At 59.0% G+C, this 17,506-nt stretch carries 17 protein-coding genes, 1 pseudogene and 1 riboswitch; of the genes and pseudogenes, 11 read left to right on the top strand and 7 right to left on the bottom strand.

All coding sequences use genetic code 11. The features are described 5' to 3' along the window. Positions 1–685 (top strand): aldehyde dehydrogenase family protein (locus Q1B15_RS10020; RefSeq protein ID WP_299753537.1); only part of this gene is annotated, 685 nt, incomplete at its 5' end. A gap of 368 nt (positions 686–1,053) precedes the next feature. Here Q1B15_RS10020 and Q1B15_RS23450 read toward each other — a convergent pair. Further along, on the bottom strand, positions 1,054–1,398 hold the full coding sequence (locus tag Q1B15_RS23450; RefSeq protein WP_366141706.1) for a GIY-YIG nuclease family protein: 345 nt from the start codon (positions 1,396–1,398) through the stop codon (positions 1,054–1,056). On the opposite strand from Q1B15_RS23450, the gene Q1B15_RS10010 reads away from it, so the two are divergent. From Q1B15_RS10010 to Q1B15_RS10000, 3 genes are all read left to right on the top strand, one after another. Further along, complete coding sequence (locus tag Q1B15_RS10010) at positions 1,355–1,636, top strand: hypothetical protein (RefSeq protein WP_299753533.1); 282 nt, start codon at positions 1,355–1,357, stop codon at positions 1,634–1,636. The genes Q1B15_RS23450 and Q1B15_RS10010 overlap by 44 nt on opposite strands. Positions 1,637–2,050: 414 nt before the next feature. Beyond that, positions 2,051–2,584 (top strand): RNA polymerase sigma factor, encoded by a 534-nt coding sequence (locus Q1B15_RS10005; protein ID WP_299753541.1) that lies wholly within the window; start codon positions 2,051–2,053, stop codon positions 2,582–2,584. Continuing rightward, positions 2,581–4,587 carry a VWA domain-containing protein gene (locus Q1B15_RS10000; RefSeq protein ID WP_299753531.1) on the top strand — a complete coding sequence of 669 codons (2,007 nt, stop codon included), beginning with the start codon at positions 2,581–2,583 and terminating at the stop codon, positions 4,585–4,587. The genes Q1B15_RS10005 and Q1B15_RS10000 overlap by 4 nt, the downstream gene beginning before the upstream one ends. Positions 4,588–4,649: 62 nt before the next feature. On the opposite strand, the pseudogene denD reads toward Q1B15_RS10000, so the two are convergent. Next, positions 4,650–5,624: pseudogene (gene denD / locus Q1B15_RS09995) on the bottom strand (D-erythronate dehydrogenase). 122 nt (positions 5,625–5,746) lie between these two features. Between denD and Q1B15_RS09990 the strand changes: the two are divergent. The 4 genes from Q1B15_RS09990 (at position 5,747) to Q1B15_RS09975 (ending at position 10,793) form a co-directional block, all read left to right on the top strand. Beyond that, positions 5,747–7,138: a phosphomannomutase gene (locus Q1B15_RS09990; protein ID WP_299753539.1), complete on the top strand. Its 1,392-nt coding sequence runs from the start codon at positions 5,747–5,749 to the stop codon at positions 7,136–7,138. 52 nt (positions 7,139–7,190) lie between these two features. Next, a riboswitch (cobalamin riboswitch) is annotated at positions 7,191–7,401 on the top strand. Between the two features lie 134 nt (positions 7,402–7,535). Then, positions 7,536–9,341, top strand: coding sequence for a TonB-dependent receptor (locus Q1B15_RS09985; protein WP_299753529.1), 1,806 nt, complete (start codon positions 7,536–7,538; stop codon positions 9,339–9,341). Continuing rightward, the gene (locus Q1B15_RS09980) at positions 9,328–10,155 is read left to right on the top strand and encodes an ABC transporter substrate-binding protein (protein WP_299753527.1); all 828 of its coding nucleotides are present in this window, start codon (positions 9,328–9,330) and stop codon (positions 10,153–10,155) included. The genes Q1B15_RS09985 and Q1B15_RS09980 overlap by 14 nt, the downstream gene beginning before the upstream one ends. Beyond that, positions 10,152–10,793: an adenosylcobinamide amidohydrolase gene (locus Q1B15_RS09975; protein WP_299753525.1), complete on the top strand. Its 642-nt coding sequence runs from the start codon at positions 10,152–10,154 to the stop codon at positions 10,791–10,793. The genes Q1B15_RS09980 and Q1B15_RS09975 overlap by 4 nt, the downstream gene beginning before the upstream one ends. A 31-nt stretch (positions 10,794–10,824) precedes the next feature. Here Q1B15_RS09975 and Q1B15_RS09970 read toward each other — a convergent pair whose 3' ends face one another. Genes Q1B15_RS09970 through cobT form a run of 3 tightly spaced genes read right to left on the bottom strand, consistent with a single transcriptional unit; the run spans position 10,825 to position 13,084 of the window. Continuing rightward, the gene (locus Q1B15_RS09970; protein WP_299753523.1) at positions 10,825–11,340 is read right to left on the bottom strand and encodes a histidine phosphatase family protein; all 516 of its coding nucleotides are present in this window, start codon (positions 11,338–11,340) and stop codon (positions 10,825–10,827) included. Then, complete coding sequence (gene cobS / locus Q1B15_RS09965; RefSeq protein ID WP_299753521.1) at positions 11,331–12,080, bottom strand: adenosylcobinamide-GDP ribazoletransferase; 750 nt, start codon at positions 12,078–12,080, stop codon at positions 11,331–11,333. The genes Q1B15_RS09970 and cobS overlap by 10 nt, the downstream gene beginning before the upstream one ends. Then, entirely contained in the window at positions 12,077–13,084 is a 1,008-nt protein-coding gene (cobT, locus tag Q1B15_RS09960; protein ID WP_299753519.1) for a nicotinate-nucleotide--dimethylbenzimidazole phosphoribosyltransferase, read from the bottom strand. Before cobT ends, cobS begins: the two co-directional genes overlap by 4 nt. 71 nt (positions 13,085–13,155) lie before the next feature. Here cobT and cobO point away from each other — a divergent pair, with 71 nt between their 5' ends. Then, the gene (gene cobO, locus Q1B15_RS09955; RefSeq protein WP_299753517.1) at positions 13,156–13,776 is read left to right on the top strand and encodes a cob(I)yrinic acid a,c-diamide adenosyltransferase; all 621 of its coding nucleotides are present in this window, start codon (positions 13,156–13,158) and stop codon (positions 13,774–13,776) included. Between the two features lie 4 nt (positions 13,777–13,780). Beyond that, the gene (locus tag Q1B15_RS09950) at positions 13,781–15,235 is read left to right on the top strand and encodes a cobyric acid synthase (RefSeq protein WP_299753515.1); all 1,455 of its coding nucleotides are present in this window, start codon (positions 13,781–13,783) and stop codon (positions 15,233–15,235) included. Here the strand turns inward: Q1B15_RS09950 and cobD are convergent. Beyond that, complete coding sequence (cobD, locus tag Q1B15_RS09945) at positions 15,232–16,203, bottom strand: threonine-phosphate decarboxylase CobD (RefSeq protein WP_299753513.1); 972 nt, start codon at positions 16,201–16,203, stop codon at positions 15,232–15,234. The genes Q1B15_RS09950 and cobD overlap by 4 nt on opposite strands. After that, the gene (cbiB, locus tag Q1B15_RS09940) at positions 16,200–17,138 is read right to left on the bottom strand and encodes an adenosylcobinamide-phosphate synthase CbiB (RefSeq protein ID WP_299753511.1); all 939 of its coding nucleotides are present in this window, start codon (positions 17,136–17,138) and stop codon (positions 16,200–16,202) included. The genes cobD and cbiB overlap by 4 nt, the downstream gene beginning before the upstream one ends. A gap of 83 nt (positions 17,139–17,221) precedes the next feature. On the opposite strand from cbiB, the gene Q1B15_RS09935 reads away from it, so the two are divergent. Then, the coding region (locus Q1B15_RS09935; protein ID WP_299753509.1) for a bifunctional adenosylcobinamide kinase/adenosylcobinamide-phosphate guanylyltransferase at positions 17,222–17,506 on the top strand (285 nt) is incomplete at its 3' end.

The following is a 17,506-nucleotide window of genomic DNA, read 5'->3' as shown; positions in this document are numbered from 1 at the left end:
GGAGCTTGGTGGCAACGCGCCGTTCATCGTATTTGATGACGCCGATCTGGATGCGGCTGTCGAGGGCGCGATGGCATCCAAATTCCGAAACAATGGCCAGACTTGTGTCTGCGCCAACCGGATTTACGTGCAGGACGCGGTTTATGATGATTTCGCCGAACGGCTGACCAAACGGTTGGCACAGATGAAGGTGGGGGATGGTCTTGCAGGCGCCGACCTGGGGCCATTGATCGACCCTGCGGCGTTGGACAAAGTGTTGGATCACATCAACGATGCCACCTCGAAGGGCGGCAAGGTTGTGACAGGCGGCAAGGCGCATGATCTGGGCGGTATGTTCTTTGAGCCGACAATTATGACGGGTGTCACGCAGGACATGAAGGTCGCGCAGGAAGAGACGTTCGGACCATTGGCCCCGCTGTTCCGGTTTGAAACGGATGACGAGGCAATTGCCTATGCTAACGACACGATTTTCGGCCTGGCGTCGTATTTCTATTCGGGTGGCCTAAGCCGGGTGGCGAAGGTCTCGGAAGCTTTGGAATACGGCATCGTCGGAGTGAACACTGGGATCATCTCGACCGAGGTGGCCCCTTTTGGCGGGGTGAAGCAGTCGGGACTGGGACGTGAAGGCTCGCGTCACGGGATCGAGGATTACCTTGAGATGAAATACGTCTGTGTGTCAGTATAATTTTAGCATAAAAATAATGGGTTTAGGAGATTAACTAGACCTCTTATTGGGACAAATTACCCTCACTATTGGGACAGCCTTGGCCCCAGATTAGCGCTGAAACTGCTCACGGGTGTTCCGCTTCAATCACAAATGGATCACCTGTAGGTGGCCAGCGCAGAGTTGGTTCCAAGTTGGTATTACGACACATAATTTCACAGGGGCTGAACTCGTGGCCTAAGGGTCCGTGTTTGCCGAGATGGCTTTCAGGACCTCGCTACGGACCCGCAAAAGACCTTTTCAGTCTTTGAGGTCACTGCAAGAGGCTGTCGCAGGATCATACGCTAAGCCCTTGATGGACCCGTTCTTGATGCGCTCCACCACCTGATCTACGGCGCACAACGGGACCAAAAACCATTCCTGAGGCGTGATGGATGACCGAAGCGATCTTTGGTCTCGATGTCCAGACAGGCACCTTCGAAGATGCGGTGAGGGAGATTCTCAAGCGTCACACGATTAATGTTGTAGAGTTCGTAGGTGGTGACAATCTCCACATCAGCCATCAGGAAGGTCGGACCCAGTTTTGCATTGGCCGCCCGTTTTTTAACGCGGCCACCGGTTAAACCGAACTTGAGTAGAAGGTCACGGTTCTGAGCGACGACGGGTAGGTCGGGTCTGCATTGGGACCATGTGAACCAAAACCACGCCCAGAAGGTCGCTGGATGGAAGCGCAAACCAGGCGATACGGCAAGGCGGTATTGGGATCAGATTGCCGGGGATGCCGGGCTCAATGCTCGTGCGGTTCGTCTCCGGGTTCAGGAATTGGTCGATATGATGGGTGCAGCGCGTGTGGACGCGACGCAGGGTGTGACCAACCAAGCCGGAGCATCAGCAGGGATGGTTCAGCATGTGGCAGAACTCGTCGAACGGAACGCTCTTCGGATAGCCGGGCGGCTCAGCGACGAAGACTGATCGACCCAAAGTAACGTGCTTTCTGGCTGTAAGGTGTTCAACGGTTTTACCAATGATCTCCGTAGGCAAAATCGTTCTCCAGAGCGTTCCTGCCTGGAATGAAACTCGAACCGGTGTATTCTCCAAACGCCTGGTGAAAAGGCAACCCAGCGGTTCGGTTTCGAAACAGGGTGTCGAGAGACGCCGTATGCGTGGTTGTTTTACAGCCAAGGACAGCCAGTTTGGAGAACTCAAAAACCACCGTTTTCAATATTGCCGTCACCTCTTTCGCCGCAACAGCGCTGAATTAAATGTGAAGTGAAAATCGCTTGCCCGATTGAACGGATAACCAATCAGACCCAAACTTATTTGAAGAATATTTTGCTGACCGCCAAGGATTGACCTTCGGCGCGCGTCATAACAATCGTAATGCGTATGGCAACCTCTGATGAAGCCTTGGCCCGTGCCGCCGCTGGTGGCGACCGTGATGCCTTTTCCAGCCTGATCTCGCGGAATTATGATCGCGTGTTTGGTCTTGCGTTCCGTCTGACCGGACGGCGCGAGGAAGCGGAGGATTTGTGTCAGGATGTTTGCGCGTCGTTGCCTTTCAAGTTGGCGGCGTTTCGGGGTGAGGCGCGGTTTTCGACTTGGTTGTACCGCGTTGTGGTGAATGCAGCGCACGATCGACGACGGCGCGCCGCGACGCATGCGCGAGCAGCTGTTTCCTGGGGCGAGGTCGAGATTTCGCGGCGGGCTGAGGCGGCTGAGGCGGCTGAGGCGCAAAGCTGGCTGCAAGGCGCGATGTCCGGATTGTCCGATGAGTTGCGCGATACGATGGCCTTGGTTCTGGACGATGAGATGACCCATGCGGCGGCAGGCGAGGTTCTGGGTTTAAGCGAGGGGACGATTTCCTGGCGGGTGTCTGAGGTCAGAAAGCGTCTTCGGGCGATGAAGGAGGCAGAGGCATGAGCGACGAGTTCGACGATCTGAAGGCGGCAATGACCGCCGCCACACCTGAACCCGATGCGACGCGCAGGGCTGCGAACTTGGCTTTGGCGGAAGAAAATTTTGCCCGGACCCAAGGATTGCCGGATCAGCGGCGTCCTATGTCTGAGCGTGGCCCACTGGCCCGCCTTGGACATGGAGTGAAAACGATGCTGAATGTGATGACAACGCGGGGCGGTTTGACGCTGACGACGGGTTTGGTGGCTGTGGGCTTGGTGATGGTATTGCCGATGGGGCGCAATTTGCTGACGCCGCCTGCGGAGTTGCAACGCGGTGAGGCGACCTTGGTGGATGTCGACAAGGCGATACGGGAAGATCGCTCGGCTACGGCTCAGCTTGGTGGCCAGACGGCCGAGGTGCAAAGCGCTCCGGTTGCGCCACGCGCACGCCTTGAAGCGGATCTAGCGGATGATACCGCTTTTTTAACAGAGCCAATGATGGAGGCTGAGGAAAGCTTTGTTGCATCTCCGGCAAGCAACGGGGCTGTTGCCAACCGGTCGGCAGAGCAACTTTTGGTTGCGCCTGACGCAAAGCGATTGGTGGTACCGAGCGATGCTGTTGTCGTGCCGGAGGGCGATACAGAAGCCTTCGCCAATGCCGAGACATCGCCTTTGAAAATAACAGCAGATGAACCGGTTTCGACGTTCTCGATTGATGTGGATACGGCCTCTTATGCGGTCGTGCGGTCGTCGCTGACGCGGGGCATGATGCCGCCGCGTGAGGCCGTGCGCGTTGAGGAAATGGTAAACTATTTCCCTTATGCCTATGCGGAATCGAATGGTCCGGACCCGTTTGAACCGACGATCACCGTGATGCCCAGCCCTTGGAACGCTGGCACCAATTTGGTGCATATCGGCATTCAAGGTGATCTGCCTTTGGTGGAAGATCGCCCGGCGCTGAACCTTGTGTTCCTGATCGACACATCGGGGTCGATGCAGGATGCGAACAAGCTGCCGCTCTTGAAGCAGTCGTTTCGGTTGATGCTGGCAGAATTGCGCCCCGAAGATGAGGTTTCGATCGTGACCTATGCCGGATCCGCCGGGCAAGTTCTGGAGCCAACGCGCGCTGCCGAACGCTCAACGATTTTAGATGCGTTGGATCGGCTGGCGGCTGGGGGCTCGACTGCGGGTCAGGCCGGGTTGCAACAGGCCTATCAAGTGGCGGAAGCCATGGCCGGGGACGGCGAGGTGACGCGGGTTATTTTGGCCACGGACGGCGATTTCAACGTGGGGCTGTCTGATCCAGAGGCATTAAAGGATTTCATTGCAGACAGGCGCGAAAGCGGCACGTATTTGAGTGTTTTGGGCTTTGGGCGTGGGAACCTCGACGATGCGACGATGCAGGCGCTTGCGCAGAACGGCAACGGGACGGCGGCCTATATTGATACTCTGTCCGAGGCGCGCAAGGTGCTGGTTGATCAGCTGACCGGGGCTTTGTTCCCGATTGCCAATGACGTGAAGATACAGGTCGAGTTCAACCCGGCTGAAATTGCGGAATATCGGTTGATTGGGTACGAAACCCGCGCGCTTCGTCGTGAGGATTTCAACAATGATCGCATCGACGCGGGCGAGATTGGTGCGGGTCATTCGGTGACGGCGATTTATGAGGTGACGCCGGTCGGATCCGATGCGGTGCGCACGGGGCCGCTTCGGTATGGAGATGGCGAAGCCATAGGTGAGGCAGGCGAACTTGGGTACTTTAAGATGCGCTACAAAATGCCTGGCGACAGCGTAAGCCGGTTGATTGAAGAGCCGATCTTGCCGGGGCAAGGCGAGGCTGGCTTGGATGCGCAGTTCTCGGTTGCGATGGCGGGTTTCGGACAGCTATTGCGGGGCGGCGATTATCTTGGCGCGTGGAGCTGGGGCGAGGCGATTTCCTTGGCGACGGATGCGCGCGGTGAAGATGCGTTTGGCTATCGCGCGGAAGCTGTGACGCTGATGCGATTGGCGCAAAGCCTGTCGAAGTAAGACCTACGGGCAGTTGCGGTAAGAGGAAGGCGCGCGGTTTATCGGACCGCGCGCTTTTCGTTTTAGGATTTTGGCAAGTCTTCCTCGATATAGGTGTTGATGATGTCGTGGAAGTTTGATTCTGCCCTGAAACCAAGGGCTTTGGCGCGTTCCGGTGCGAAATCGCGAGGCCATCCCGCAACGATTTTAGCGACTGCGGCGTCGGGCTGGTGCTTTATCAGAGCGACCACATCGTTGCCCGCAATCTCGCGTAGGGCTTCGATTTGCTCTTCAACGGTGCAGCTGACGCCCGGCAGGTTAAGGGCGCGACGTGACCCGACCCGTTCAAGGTCGATCGTACCGGCATGGCGCAGGAAACGCGCGGCGGCGCGCGGCGAGGCGTGCCAGTGGCGCACATCTGAGGTGACGGGCAGGATCGCTTCGTGTCCGTTCAATGGTTCGCGGATGATGCCGGAGAAAAAGCTTGAGGCCGCCTTGTTTGGTTTGCCGGGGCGCACGCAGATTGTGGGCAGGCGGATGGACAAACCGTCAAGAAAACCCTTGCGGCTAAAGTCGGAAAGCATGAGCTCCGAAATTGCCTTTTGCGCCCCGTAGGATGTTTGCGGCGCACACAGGAATGTGTCGTCAATCTTGTCAGGGTAGGGGGCTCCAAAAACAGCGATAGATGAGGTGAAGACCCCGCGGGGGCGCTAGATGCCGCCCGACGCCAGGTGTTCGGCGCGGACCGTTTCGAGGAAATTCCAGAAGGCGCGACCATTCACTGTCCAGCCAAGGTCGAAATCGGTTTCTGCCTCGCCCGAGACGATGGAGGCCAGATGAAAAATCACATCGGGGCGCTTTGCGACAAGGGATGCCACAAGGGCGTCATCAGTCACGTTGCCTGTGACGCGGGTCGTGGCGGGGGCTCCGTTTTCGGCGAAACCAAGGTCGAAAAGCGTGACTGTGTCATCGGGCCCTGTAAGCGGCGTGGCTGCAAGTGCGTGGCTAAGCTTCTGGCCGACCATGCCGCCGCCGCCGATGATAAGAATGGATGTCATAGTTTACCCCCGTTTGATTTCAGGAGAGATTAGGGGGGATCGATGCGGGTCACCAGATCGAACTGGCGGCATATTCTGGCTTAGGTATAATCGCGTAGGTACGGAAAGGACGTGATGTCTTGGTGAAGTTTGGAACCTCTGGATTGCGCGGCTTGGCGGATGATCTGAGCGACGATGTCGTTCGCCGCTATGTCTATGCATTTGTTCAGGTATTTCCGCATGATGGTGTGCTGGTTGTGGGGCGAGATTTACGCGCTTCGTCGCCCCGGATATTACGTGCGGTGGCAGAAGGCGCAGCCCTTGCGGGCCTGCGGGTTCTGGATTGCGGGGTGGTGCCGACGCCGGCGCTTGCCCTTGAATGCGCCGCGCGCGGGGCGCCAGGGGTAATGGTGACGGGGTCGCACATCCCGGCGAATCGCAATGGACTGAAGTTTTACACCCGCGACGGTGAGTTCACCAAGGCGGATGAGACGGCGCTTTTACAGGCACTTGAGGGGCCGCGAGTTGCGCACGAAGCCCGTCCTGCCAAGACCGAGAAATGCGGCGCGGCGGCGGCCTATATCGCCCGTTATCTAGAGTTTTTTGCGTCCGGGGCATTGAAGGGGCAGCGGATTGGGGTCTGGGAACACAGTTCGGCCGCGCGGCAAGTCTTGCCGGAAATATTGACAGGGCTTGGGGCGGACGTGGTCGCACTTGGCCGCTCAGAGACCTTCGTGGCGGTCGATACCGAGGCCATCAGCGGCGTTGTGCGCGATCAACTGGCGGGCTGGGCGGCCGCGCATCGGTTGGACGCGGTGGTTTCGACAGACGGCGACGCGGATCGCCCGCTTCTGGCGGACGAAGCAGGCCTGTGTGTGCCTGGGGACATTCTGGGGCCGCTTACGGCGCGGGCTTTGGGTGCGCGTGACATCGTCACAACGGTTTCGGCCAATACGATGGTTGAGGCGATGGGGCACTTTCTAGAGGTCTCGCGGTGTCGGATTGGGTCACCCTATGTCATTGAAATGATGCAAGACCGGATCACCGACGGGGCGCGATCTGTGATCGGTTACGAGCCAAACGGCGGGGTTCTTTTGGGGTTTGAGGCGGAACTGGACGGACGCCGATTGCCGCCTTTGATGACGCGAGACGCGGTTCTGCCGATTGTCGCGGTTTTGGTGGCCGCTGCGGGGCGATCCGTGTCGGAGTTGGTTTTGAGATTGCCTGGACGGCGAACCGCGACGGATCGGCTGACGGACGTGCCGTCCGACGTGTCGGCGGTGATTGTGGCGGAGGTTTTGGCGGGTGGATCAGGTCTGATCCCACCTGAATTGGGGGCCATCGCGGCGATTGATACGACGGATGGGGCGCGGATGACGCTGGACGCCGGTGTAATCCTGACGATCCGGCCCTCCGGTAACGCGCCCGAGCTCCGGTGCTATGTCGAAGCAGACGGATCGCAGACGGCTTCGACAGTACTGGACGAGATGTTGGCGCGTCTTGCAGCACGGGTTGCAGCTTTGCGGACGACATAGCAAAATCGCGGTGCAAACGGCCACCTGTTCTTGACAGGCAACGGACGCGGGCCTAGGCGGGAAGGGCTTTGGTTCCGCTGTGTTTCGATACGGTGGTGAAAAGGGAACGCGGTGCGGGCGAATGTGCCTTAATCCGCGGCTGCCCCCGCAACTGTAAGCGGCGAGCGACGGCTGATCGCGCCACTGGGACACATGTCCTGGGAAGGCAGGCTCTAGCGATGACCCGCGAAGTCAGGAGACCTGCCAAGGTTGTCACCCAGTTTGTCCTCGGGGTGAGGTCAAGCAGCGGCTGTCCGCAGCGGTGATTTTGCCGTTTGCGGAAAGCAATTACTTTCCAATGACTTAAATCGAAAACGGGCGCGCAAAATGCGCTGCCTGAATGCATTGGAGTAAGGATATGGGCGTGAAGTCTATCCTTTTGTTAACTGTCGCAGTGATTGCGCCGCAGACGGTGTGGTCGCAGGACGTCATTGAGTTGGACGAAGCGTTTATCTTTTCGGGCTTGTTCCCGGTCGAAGTAAACCGGACTGGATCAACGGTCGAAGTGTTGGACGCCGACGATTTGGCGGGGTCGGAAGTTGGCGTGGCAGGTGCGCTTGATCGTTTGCCAGGCGTGAGCGTGACATCGAATGGTGGGCTTGGAACATCAAGTGTGATCCGGGTGCGTGGTCTGGATGGGAAATACATCGGCGTGACCATCGACGGGATCGAAGTCACGGACCCGTCGCGCATTCAGAACACGTTCAATTTCGGCACGTTTACGCAAGGAATGCCAAGCCGGATCGAACTGGCGAAGGGTACGCAGACGACGGTCTACGGATCGGACGCGATTGCCGGAGCGGTGAGCATTACAACGTGGCGTCCCGAGGTGGATGGACGTTCGGGGCAATCGTCGCTTGCGGTCGGCAGCTTTGGCACGGCCAACGCAAGCTTGAGCTTTGGATTTCGTGATGAAAGCGGTGAAATTGCTGCGACAATGTCGCGCGTTCATAGCGATGGCTTTACGGCGCGTCCCGGAAATGACGAGGCCGATGGGTTCGATCAAACTGAGTTGAGCCTGGCAATTCGACGCAATCTGACGGACGCGGTGACGGTTGGTTTGACGGGACTTTATACCGATGGATCGTCAGAGTTTGATCAGTCGGATACTGACCCCTTGGCGCAATTGGATGAGACCCGCACGGGTCTGCGCGCATTTGCCGAGATTTCTGGCGGGGCGATCGATCACGAATTGTCCCTTTCGTATTTTGAGAACGAACGGAATGACCTGTTTTCACCCTTTACCAACAATTTCGTCGGTGAGCGTGTGAAGGCGGTTTACCTTGGAAACACGGATCTGTCCGGGGCGGTTTCGCTCGCTTTCGGCGCGGATTGGAGCGAGGAGAGCTCGACATTGGATGGCGCCGCGTCCGATGCGTCAAACGGCGCGGTATTTGGCGAACTGCTTTATGCGCTGTCCAGTTCCACGGACGTGACGCTGGGATTGCGCCACGACGTCTATTCCGATTTTGATGATCAGACGACCGGGCGCGTTGCCGTGGTTCACCGCGGGGCGGGCGCACTGACGTATAAGGCGTCGATCGGGAACGGCTATCGTGCGCCCTCGCTTTACGAGCGCTTTGGTCCGTATTCGCCCGAGGTTGTGGAACTGCAGCCCGAAACAAGCCGAAGTGCGGATCTTGGGATCGAAGCCGCCTATGAGAATGCGTCTTATGGAGCCACGCTGTTTTACACCGAAATTCAGGATTTGATCGGGTTTGACGGCACGGCAGTAACCGCCGCGCGCCCTTTTGGCGCCTATTTCCAAGCGCCGGGCACCACGGTCAGCAAAGGTGTCGAACTTTCGGCCGAATGGACAATTGGAGCGGCAGATGTGTTTGCGAACTACACCTTCACGAATGCTGCGACCGAGGGCAGCCGGTTAAGCCGTGTGCCGCGCCATGACGTGACTTTGGGTGTATCGGGCGCATTAAGCGACACTCTCACCGGGACGTTTGATGTGCGGTCCGTGCGCGATACGGAAAACTTTGGCGCACCGATGGACGACTATACCTTGGCAAATGTGACGTTCACACAAAGCCTTGGCGAAGACAGGGATGCATTTTTGCGGATCGAGAACATTTTTGACGAGGATTACGAGTCCGTTCCGGGGTACAATTCCGCCGGTCTATCCGTCTTCGTGGGGCTTCGTGCGTCGTTCTAAATCCATTCTGAAAACACTGGCCTTGGCGGGATATCTCGCCGGGGCTCTTCCGGTTTGGGCTGTGGATGCGCCGGGCCGGGTCGTTTCGATGAACCTTTGCACCGATCAATTGGCGATGATGTTGGCGGCTCCGGGGCAGTTGGTGTCGGTCAGCCGGATAGCGCTGGACCCGGTGTCGTCCGCAATGTCGGCCGAAGCGGCGGCCTACCCGATCAACGCAGGGATCGCGGAAGAAGTCTTTGCGCTCGCGCCAGATCTGGTTCTGGGCGGCACCTATACTGATCCCTTTGCCGTCCAGATGTTGCGCGATCTTGGGATCGAAGTTGTGCAGTTCCCAATCGTATCGCAGTTGTCGGACATCCCGGATGTCGTGCGCCAGATGGGCGCGGCGCTTGGGCGGGTGGCGACGGCAGACATCCTTGCGCGTGAGGTCGAAGCGCGGCTTGATACGATTTCAAACGTGACTGATGAAGGGGTGCCCGAGGCTGCATTTTTCTTTGCGAACGGGTACTCTCTTGGGGCGGGAACGTTAAGCCATGACATCGTGACGAAGGCGGGTTTTGCGAACCTTGCCGAGCGTTTGGGGCGTAGCGGCGGTGGACGCTTGTCGTTGGAAGAGCTGTTGTTGAACCGCCCGGATGTTTTGGTGTCGGCGCAGCCCTATCCGGCGGCGTCGCGGTCGGAAGAGATCATGGCGCATCCCGCGTTGGACGGCATTCCGCGTGTGGCAAGTGGGCCGGAATGGGTCTGTGGGACGCCTTTGACGTTGAGGGCATTGGACCAAATGGTGGCCCTGCGTGAGACGTTGGAATGACGTCTGATCTGTTGAGTGTACGAGTGGACCGGCCGTGGTTAACGGTTGCGCTGCCCGCGACATGGCGGGCGTTGAGTTTCGCACCGTACCGGCCGGGTGATGTCGCGTGCGACCGCGTGCTTTGGCGTGAGGTGCGCGACCAGGACTTAACGCAGGATTTTGACGCGGTGGGCTGGTTGGCGGGCGAGGTCGGATCGAGGGATGCGGTGGCAATGCTGACCTCGCGCAATGTCGATCGCTTTGTGCATCGGCGTGCGGTCGTGGACGGTGTCGTGGCCGAGGCTGTGGCGACCGTTGGCTTGTCGAATGCCGAACGCATCGGCACGCGGCGCGACTTGCCAGACGGCAGTTATGGGACAATCAATGTGGTGGTCGCAGTGTCCGAAGGTTTGACGCCAACAGCGCGGATCGAAGCCCTGTCGATTGCCGCATCGGCGCGCACTGCTGCGGTTATGGAGGCCGGAATCCCGGTCGAAGCTGGCGTTGCGACGGGGACCGGAACGGATTGCCTTGTGGTGACATCTCCGGTCGGGAAAAGTGGATTCGCAGGGATGCATACGGGTATTGGAGAGGCGGTTGGGGCTTGCGTATTCGCGGCGGTGGCGCAGGGTGTTTCGGACTGGTTGGCCGAGCGGTAGATTTGGTTTTTGAAAGTTTGAAGGTGCGCTTTTAAGGAATTGGCAACGTTTCGAACTGCCCGAACTCGATGCGGGCGTTCCACGGGTCAACGTGGTCGGTTTCGGCCATAAGGGCGCGGTAGACGCCTGCGTGGCTGACCCAAAGCGTTGGTTCGCGGTCGCGGTTCGCCAAAGCATTTCGGGTGCGATTTTGAAGCATAGCGACGCTCTCGCCACCGTGGGGGCGGGCGTGGAAGAAATCGTCGGCCCATGTGTCAAGTTCGGCGCGGGGGATGTCGTTCCACCGCGTATTTTCCCAATCTCCGAAGTCCATTTCGATCAGGTTGGGGTCCTCAATGACCGGGACGCTTCGCCTTGTTGCTATGGCTGTTGCAAGCTTTTGGCAGCGGCTGAGAGGGCTTGTGGCAATCTGTGTGATGTGCGGCAAGGTTTCGGCCAGGCGGTTTGCGACGGCATTAAGTCCGGGGGCCAGATCAAGATCGGTGCGGCCATAACAAAGCCCGTCGGGTGCGGCGGGTTGGCTGTGACGCAGGAAGATCAGAGGCATGCGAGGAGGACGAGCGGGATCAGCGCTTCAGTCAGTTGCTCGACCGCGCCGAGCGCGTCGCCAGTGTATCCGCCGAGGCGTGCTTTTAGACGGCGCGCTACTAGGGCAAGGAGGGCCATCAGCGCCAGGACAACGGCGATTGCGGGGGTGATCCCGATGGTGAGAATAAGCGCAATTGCAATCGCGGCGCCAACCCAGAGCGCAGCATCGGTGCCTTTCGGAGCGCCCGCCATGAAGCCAGCCGCGCCACCGGACCGGGCATAAGGCAGGTGTGCCATGAGCCACGCCATCGCAAAGCGCCCCAATCCGTGACCAGCGATGATAGCGACGAGCGCTGAAGTCAGCGGCAACATCGTCAGTGCGGTAATTTTGATCGCGAGCGTCAGACCTAAAGCGAGAACTCCATAGCTGCCAATGCGGCTGTCGTGCATGATCTCAAGGGCGCGATCTCGGTCGCCGCTGCCGCCCAATCCATCGGCGACATCGGCAAGCCCGTCCTCATGAAGAGCGCCCGTCAAGAGCATACCTGCGGCGATGGTTAACAGCGTTGCGAGGGCTTGCGGGATGATGAGAGACAGGCCCCAAAACAGCGCAGCAAGCGCAACTCCGATGGCGAGACCGACGGTCGGGTACCACCGCACAGCGCGCGCCATGGCGGCGTCAGAATGGGCGACGGGCGGCAGCCGGAGACGGGTCAGAAAGCCCGCCGCAAGCACCAGTTCCACCCGTGCGTTTGTCATGCTGGCCCCGAAATTCCGGCATCTTCAAAGCTGGCCATATCGGTTAACATCCGCGCGGCGGCCTGAACGAGCGGCCACGCCAAAAGCGCGCCGGTGCCTTCGCCAAGCCGCAATTGCAGATCCAAAAGCGGCGCGGCATCGAGAGCGGAAAGCATAGCGGCGTGGCCCTGTTCCTGACTTTTGTGGGCGAAGACCATAGATTGTCGCACGCCTGGATTGAGGCGCGTCGCGACCAATGCTGCGGCCGTGGCAATGAAGCCATCAACCAGAATGACGCGGCGAGCGTCGGCCGCGCCAAGCATGGCCCCAGTCATCATCGCAATCTCGAACCCGCCGTATTCTAACAGCGCCGTTTTCGCGTCCAAGGGGCCAGTGCGCGCGGCGGCTTGGATGAGAATTTCCTCTTTCGCGGACAGGCCAGGGTCATCAAGTCCGGTGCCGCGCCCTGTCAGAACATCAAGGCCGACTTTGGTGATTTTGTGGGCGAGCATCGCGGCGGAAGAGGTGTTGGCGATGCCCATTTCGCCAAAGGCGACGGCGTCCCAGTCTCCGTCAGCGCCAAGCACGCGCCCCTTTTCAAGTGCCTCATCGGCTTGATCCAACGTCATCGCAGGTCCGTTAAGGAAGTTTAGCGTGGCCGGAGCAATACGGCGGTCGATGAGGTTTGGATCGTTGAAGGGCTCTCCAGCGACGCCCGCATCCACGACGCGCAACGCAGCACCGGTGCTGGCTGCAAAGACGTTTGCCGCTGCCCCTTTACCGAGGAAATTCAACACCATCTGCCGAGTGACTTCTTGGGGAAAGGCCGAAACGCCAGCGGCGGCAATCCCGTGGTCGGCGGCAAAGATCGTAAGCTGACAGTTATCCATTCTGGGTGACAGACTGCCTTGCACCATGGCGATCTGCACGGCGAGATCCTCAATCCGGCCAAGCGCGCCCAAAGGCTTGGTCTTCATGTCGATCTTGCGTTGAAGATCGGTGGCGAATGTCGTTTGGTCTGTCACGGCTTTTCCTGCATTAACGGTCAAGCCTGCTTACGAATTTGTGCCACGCGCCGCAACCAAAGGACGCCGCCATGACCGACGAAGTTGACATCAATGCCCGCCACAAGGCGCGGATGCAAAAGATCAAGGCCGCCCGTGATCGGATCATGGAAACCAAGACCGTCGAGAAGGGGCTGATCATTGTTTTGACCGGGAACGGCAAGGGCAAGTCGTCGTCAGGATTTGGGATGATTTTCCGCTCGATCGGGCATGGAATGCCCTGCGCCGTAGTGCAGTTTATCAAAGGCTCTATGCAATCGGCCGAGCGTGATTTGCTGAAGGCCAAGTTTGCCGACGAATGCCCGGTGCATGTGATGGGTGAGGGATTTACCTGGGAAACACAGGACCGGGAGCGGGATATTGTCATGGCCGAGGCTGCATGGGAAAAGGCGAAAGAGCTGATCCGAGATGAACGCAACCAGATGGTGCTTTTGGACGAAATCAATATTGCGCTTCGATATGACTACTTGGATGTCGAGGATGTTGCGGATTTTCTGGTCAACGAAAAGCCCGCGATGACCCATGTAATCCTGACGGGGCGAAGCGGCAAAGACGTGTTAATCGACATCGCGGATTTGGTAACAGAGGTTAAGGAAGTGAAGCATCCGTTCCGAACTCAGGGTGTGAAGGCGCAGCCCGGAGTGGAGTTTTAGGCCCATGCCTCGCGCGCTGATGGTGCAGGGGACGGGCTCGAATGTGGGCAAGTCGGTGATCGTTGCGGGGCTGTGTCGCGTGGCGGCGAACCGAGGCCTTACGGTCAGGCCTTTCAAGCCGCAAAACATGTCGAACAACGCCGCCGTCACAGATGATGGCGGTGAGATTGGTCGAGCGCAAGCCTTGCAGGCATTGGCGTGTCGGGTGCCGATGTCGGTCCATATGAACCCCGTTTTGTTGAAGCCGGAAAGCGATACCGGGTGTCAGGTCGTGGTGCAGGGGCAAGTGCGTGGGCCACTCCAAGCGCGGGATTTCGGCGGGGCAAAGGCGGATTTGATGCCCGCTGTCTTAGAGAGTTTTGCACATGTTTGTGACGGCGCTGATCTGGTGCTGGTCGAAGGCGCGGGAAGCCCGGCCGAGATTAACCTTCGTGAAGGCGACATTGCGAATATGGGGTTCGCTGTTGCTGCGAATGTTCCGGTTTTGCTGCTGGGCGATATCGACCGCGGCGGTGTGATTGCCCAGATTGTCGGGACGCAGGCGGTGCTGGAGGCAGAAGATCTCGAGATGATCCGCGGTTTTCTGATCAACAAGTTTCGCGGTGATCCAAGGCTTTTTGACGAGGGCTATGATGGAATTGAAAATCGCACTGGATGGCCGGGGTTTGGCGTAATCCCGTGGTTCAATGATATTGGGATGCTGCCCGCCGAGGATGCCGTCGATTTGGAGCAAAACGCAGGTGACGGTGCGTTTCATATCGCCTGCCCAATGCTTAGCAGGATTGCGAATTTTGACGATTTGGATCCGCTTTTGGCCGAGCCGTCCGTGCGGCTGACAATGGTGCCGCCGGGGCGGGCCTTGCCGGGCGATGCGGATCTTGTGATCTTGCCGGGGACCAAGTCGACGCTGGGTGACTTGGCGTTTTTCCGCGCGCAGGGGTGGGATGTTGACTTAAAGGCGCACGTGCGGCGTGGGGGCCATGTTCTTGGGATCTGTGGGGGATATCAGATGCTTGGGGTTCGGTTGCATGATCCTGATGGGCTGGATGGTCAGGCTGCATCCGTTGATGGGCTCGGATTGTTGGATGTCGAGACGGTGATGTCGCCATCGAAGTTTTTGACACGTGCGCGGGCGACGCACGCAGCGAGCGGCGTGGCGTTTGATGGATATGAAATTCATATCGGGGTAACTCAAGGGGCCGATACAGAGCGGCCATTTGCCAAGATCTGCGGCGTGCCGGATGGTGCAGTGTCTGCGGACGGGCTGGTCTCTGGGACATATTTGCACGGGCTGTTTTCTGACGATGCATTTCGCGCGGCATGGTTGAATGCGCGCGGCATTGCGGCGTCCGGCACGCAATATGGGGCTGATGTGGACCGCGTTCTGGATGATTTGGCGGCGCATTTGGAAGCGCACGTTAAGATTGATGAACTTTTTGCTGCGGCTGGTGAGGTCTAGGTTAACGCAGCCTCCAGCCTTTGCCACTCGGACGAATTACCGGGAAGACCGAGGCGGATCCAGCTGTCGGAATAGGGGAAAATCCGGCTCCAGATTTGAGCGCGGGCAAGGGTGTCTTGGGCCGCTTTCGCGTCCGAGGTTTCGTACAATCTGAACAGCGCAGTTCCGCCAATACATTGCCAACTAGCGGCGACGGCAATGGCGTCGATGCGGGCGGTTTCGGTGGCGAGGCGGGCGCGGGTTTCGGCCTGCCAGCTTGTGTCCGCGAACGCCCGTGCGCCAATTTCCAACGCTGGTCCAGAGACGCACCACGGACCAGCGGCCGCGGTCATTTTTTTGATGAGATCGCGCGGGCCAGCCGCAAAGCCGAGGCGAAGACCGGCAAGGCCAAAAAACTTTCCGAAGGAGCGCAACACAATTACATTCTGCGGCGTGGGATGGGAAAGGAGAGAGCGTTCCGGCGTCGCATCCGCAAAGCTTTCGTCGACGACCAAGAGGTCGACAGATCGGGCGATGTCAGACAGCATTTCCGGCGTGAAAACCGTGCCGGTCGGGTTGTTTGGGTTGACGACAACCGCGAGGTTTGCGCCAGTTAATCCGGCGACATCCGGCACCTGATCGACATGCCACCCCACGTTTGTCAGCGCGGCTTCGAACTCGTTGTAGGTGGGCGCAAGGATGCGTGCGGCTCCGCGGATTCTTAGGTGCGGCAAAAGTTGGATTGCGGCCTGCGCGCCGGGAAGTGCGACAAGGGCCCAATCTGTGTCATATTCTATGCGGGCAGCATCTAGGAGGCGGGCATGTGCATCTGATCTGGGAAGCGAGCGCCATGAATTATTATCCACGTTATCAATAGGGTAGGGCGCTCTGTTGATTCCGGTAGAAAGATCGATCCAGTCGGCTTCGATCCCACCGAATGAATTGATAGCAAGCCCCATGTCTCCGCCGTGATCGCGCGGCGTTGTCATAGAATTGCGATGACGATCAAGAGCGCTGCGAGAAGCCCCACTGCGCGCAAATAGAGGTGAAGTGCGCGATCTATATCGGCAGGCGTTGGGTCGGGGGCGTCCTCGTTTAAGAACGGATCGTCGCTTGGGCCTTCGGGATAAAGGCGCGGTCCGGATAGGCACACATCGAGCGCTCCGGCCATGGCCGCCTCGGGCCAGCCTGCGTTGGGGGACCGGTGGGTTGTTGCATCCCTAAACGTAACGGTAAGGGCGCGAACTGGGTTCGGTTGCACTACGGAAAACAACAGCGCGGTCAGGCGGGCTGGCACCCAATTTGCGATGTCGTCAAGGCTGGCGGCGGAACGGCCAAAGTCGATGTGACGCTCGGTTTTGTGGGCAATCATGCTGTCGGCGGTGTTGATTGCCTTGTATGCGGCGATGCCGGGCAGGCCGAAAAGAACGCCCCAAAAGACCGGCGCGACGATCCCGTCGGAGGTGTTTTCAGCGAGGCTTTCAATTGACGCGCGTGCGATACCTTCGGTGTCGAGCGCATCCGGGTTGCGACCGACGATACGGGCGACGGCAATGCGCGCGGCCGCTAGATCTCCGGCTTTGAGCGGGGCCGCAACATCGGTGACGTGGCTGTACATGCTGCGGGATGCGACCAGCGGGGCGGCGAAGAGGCCGGTCAGAAGAACACCGATCAGTCCGTCGGGAAGGATCGCCGCGATGAGGGCAGTCGGTAGGATGGCAGTGGCGAGAACAATCGCCAGCGTAATGCGGCCCCAAGAGCGCTTTTGCGCAGGCGAATCTTCAGGAAGGTTAAAGCGCTGATCCATGTGATTAATCAGTCGACCGATCCATGAAACCGGATGGCCGATTGTGCGAAATAGCCTGTCCGGCCAGCCGAACGCACCTTCTGTGGCCAATGCCACCACCATCGCCGCTGCCGACATGTCCTGTCCCCTGCAAACCCATTGATTGAATGGCACCGGTGAGGGCGTTATGCAACGTTGACCTTATCGGGGAAGGCAAGTGCATGGGCAGGATCATACTGGTGACAGGCGGCGCGAAGTCGGGAAAATCGGCTTGGGCCGAGGATCGTATCCGCGCGCTTGGCGGCAATCCGGTTTACATTGCTACGGCGCAGGCTTTCGACGACGAGATGGTGCGACGGATTGCGGACCACTTGTCCCGGCGCGGCGATGGCTGGACGACCGTCGAGGAACCGCTGGCGCTGGCCGAGACGCTTGAGCGCCATGACGATGGGGCGACGCCGATGCTCGTCGATTGCCTCACCCTCTGGCTCTCCAATCTCATGGCG

This window comes from uncultured Boseongicola sp., from assembly GCF_937988555.1.
In the GTDB taxonomy this organism is placed as follows: domain Bacteria; phylum Pseudomonadota; class Alphaproteobacteria; order Rhodobacterales; family Rhodobacteraceae; genus Boseongicola.
The sequence above is the reverse complement of the archived record's forward strand: the minus strand, read 5'-3'. Positions and strand labels throughout refer to the sequence as shown.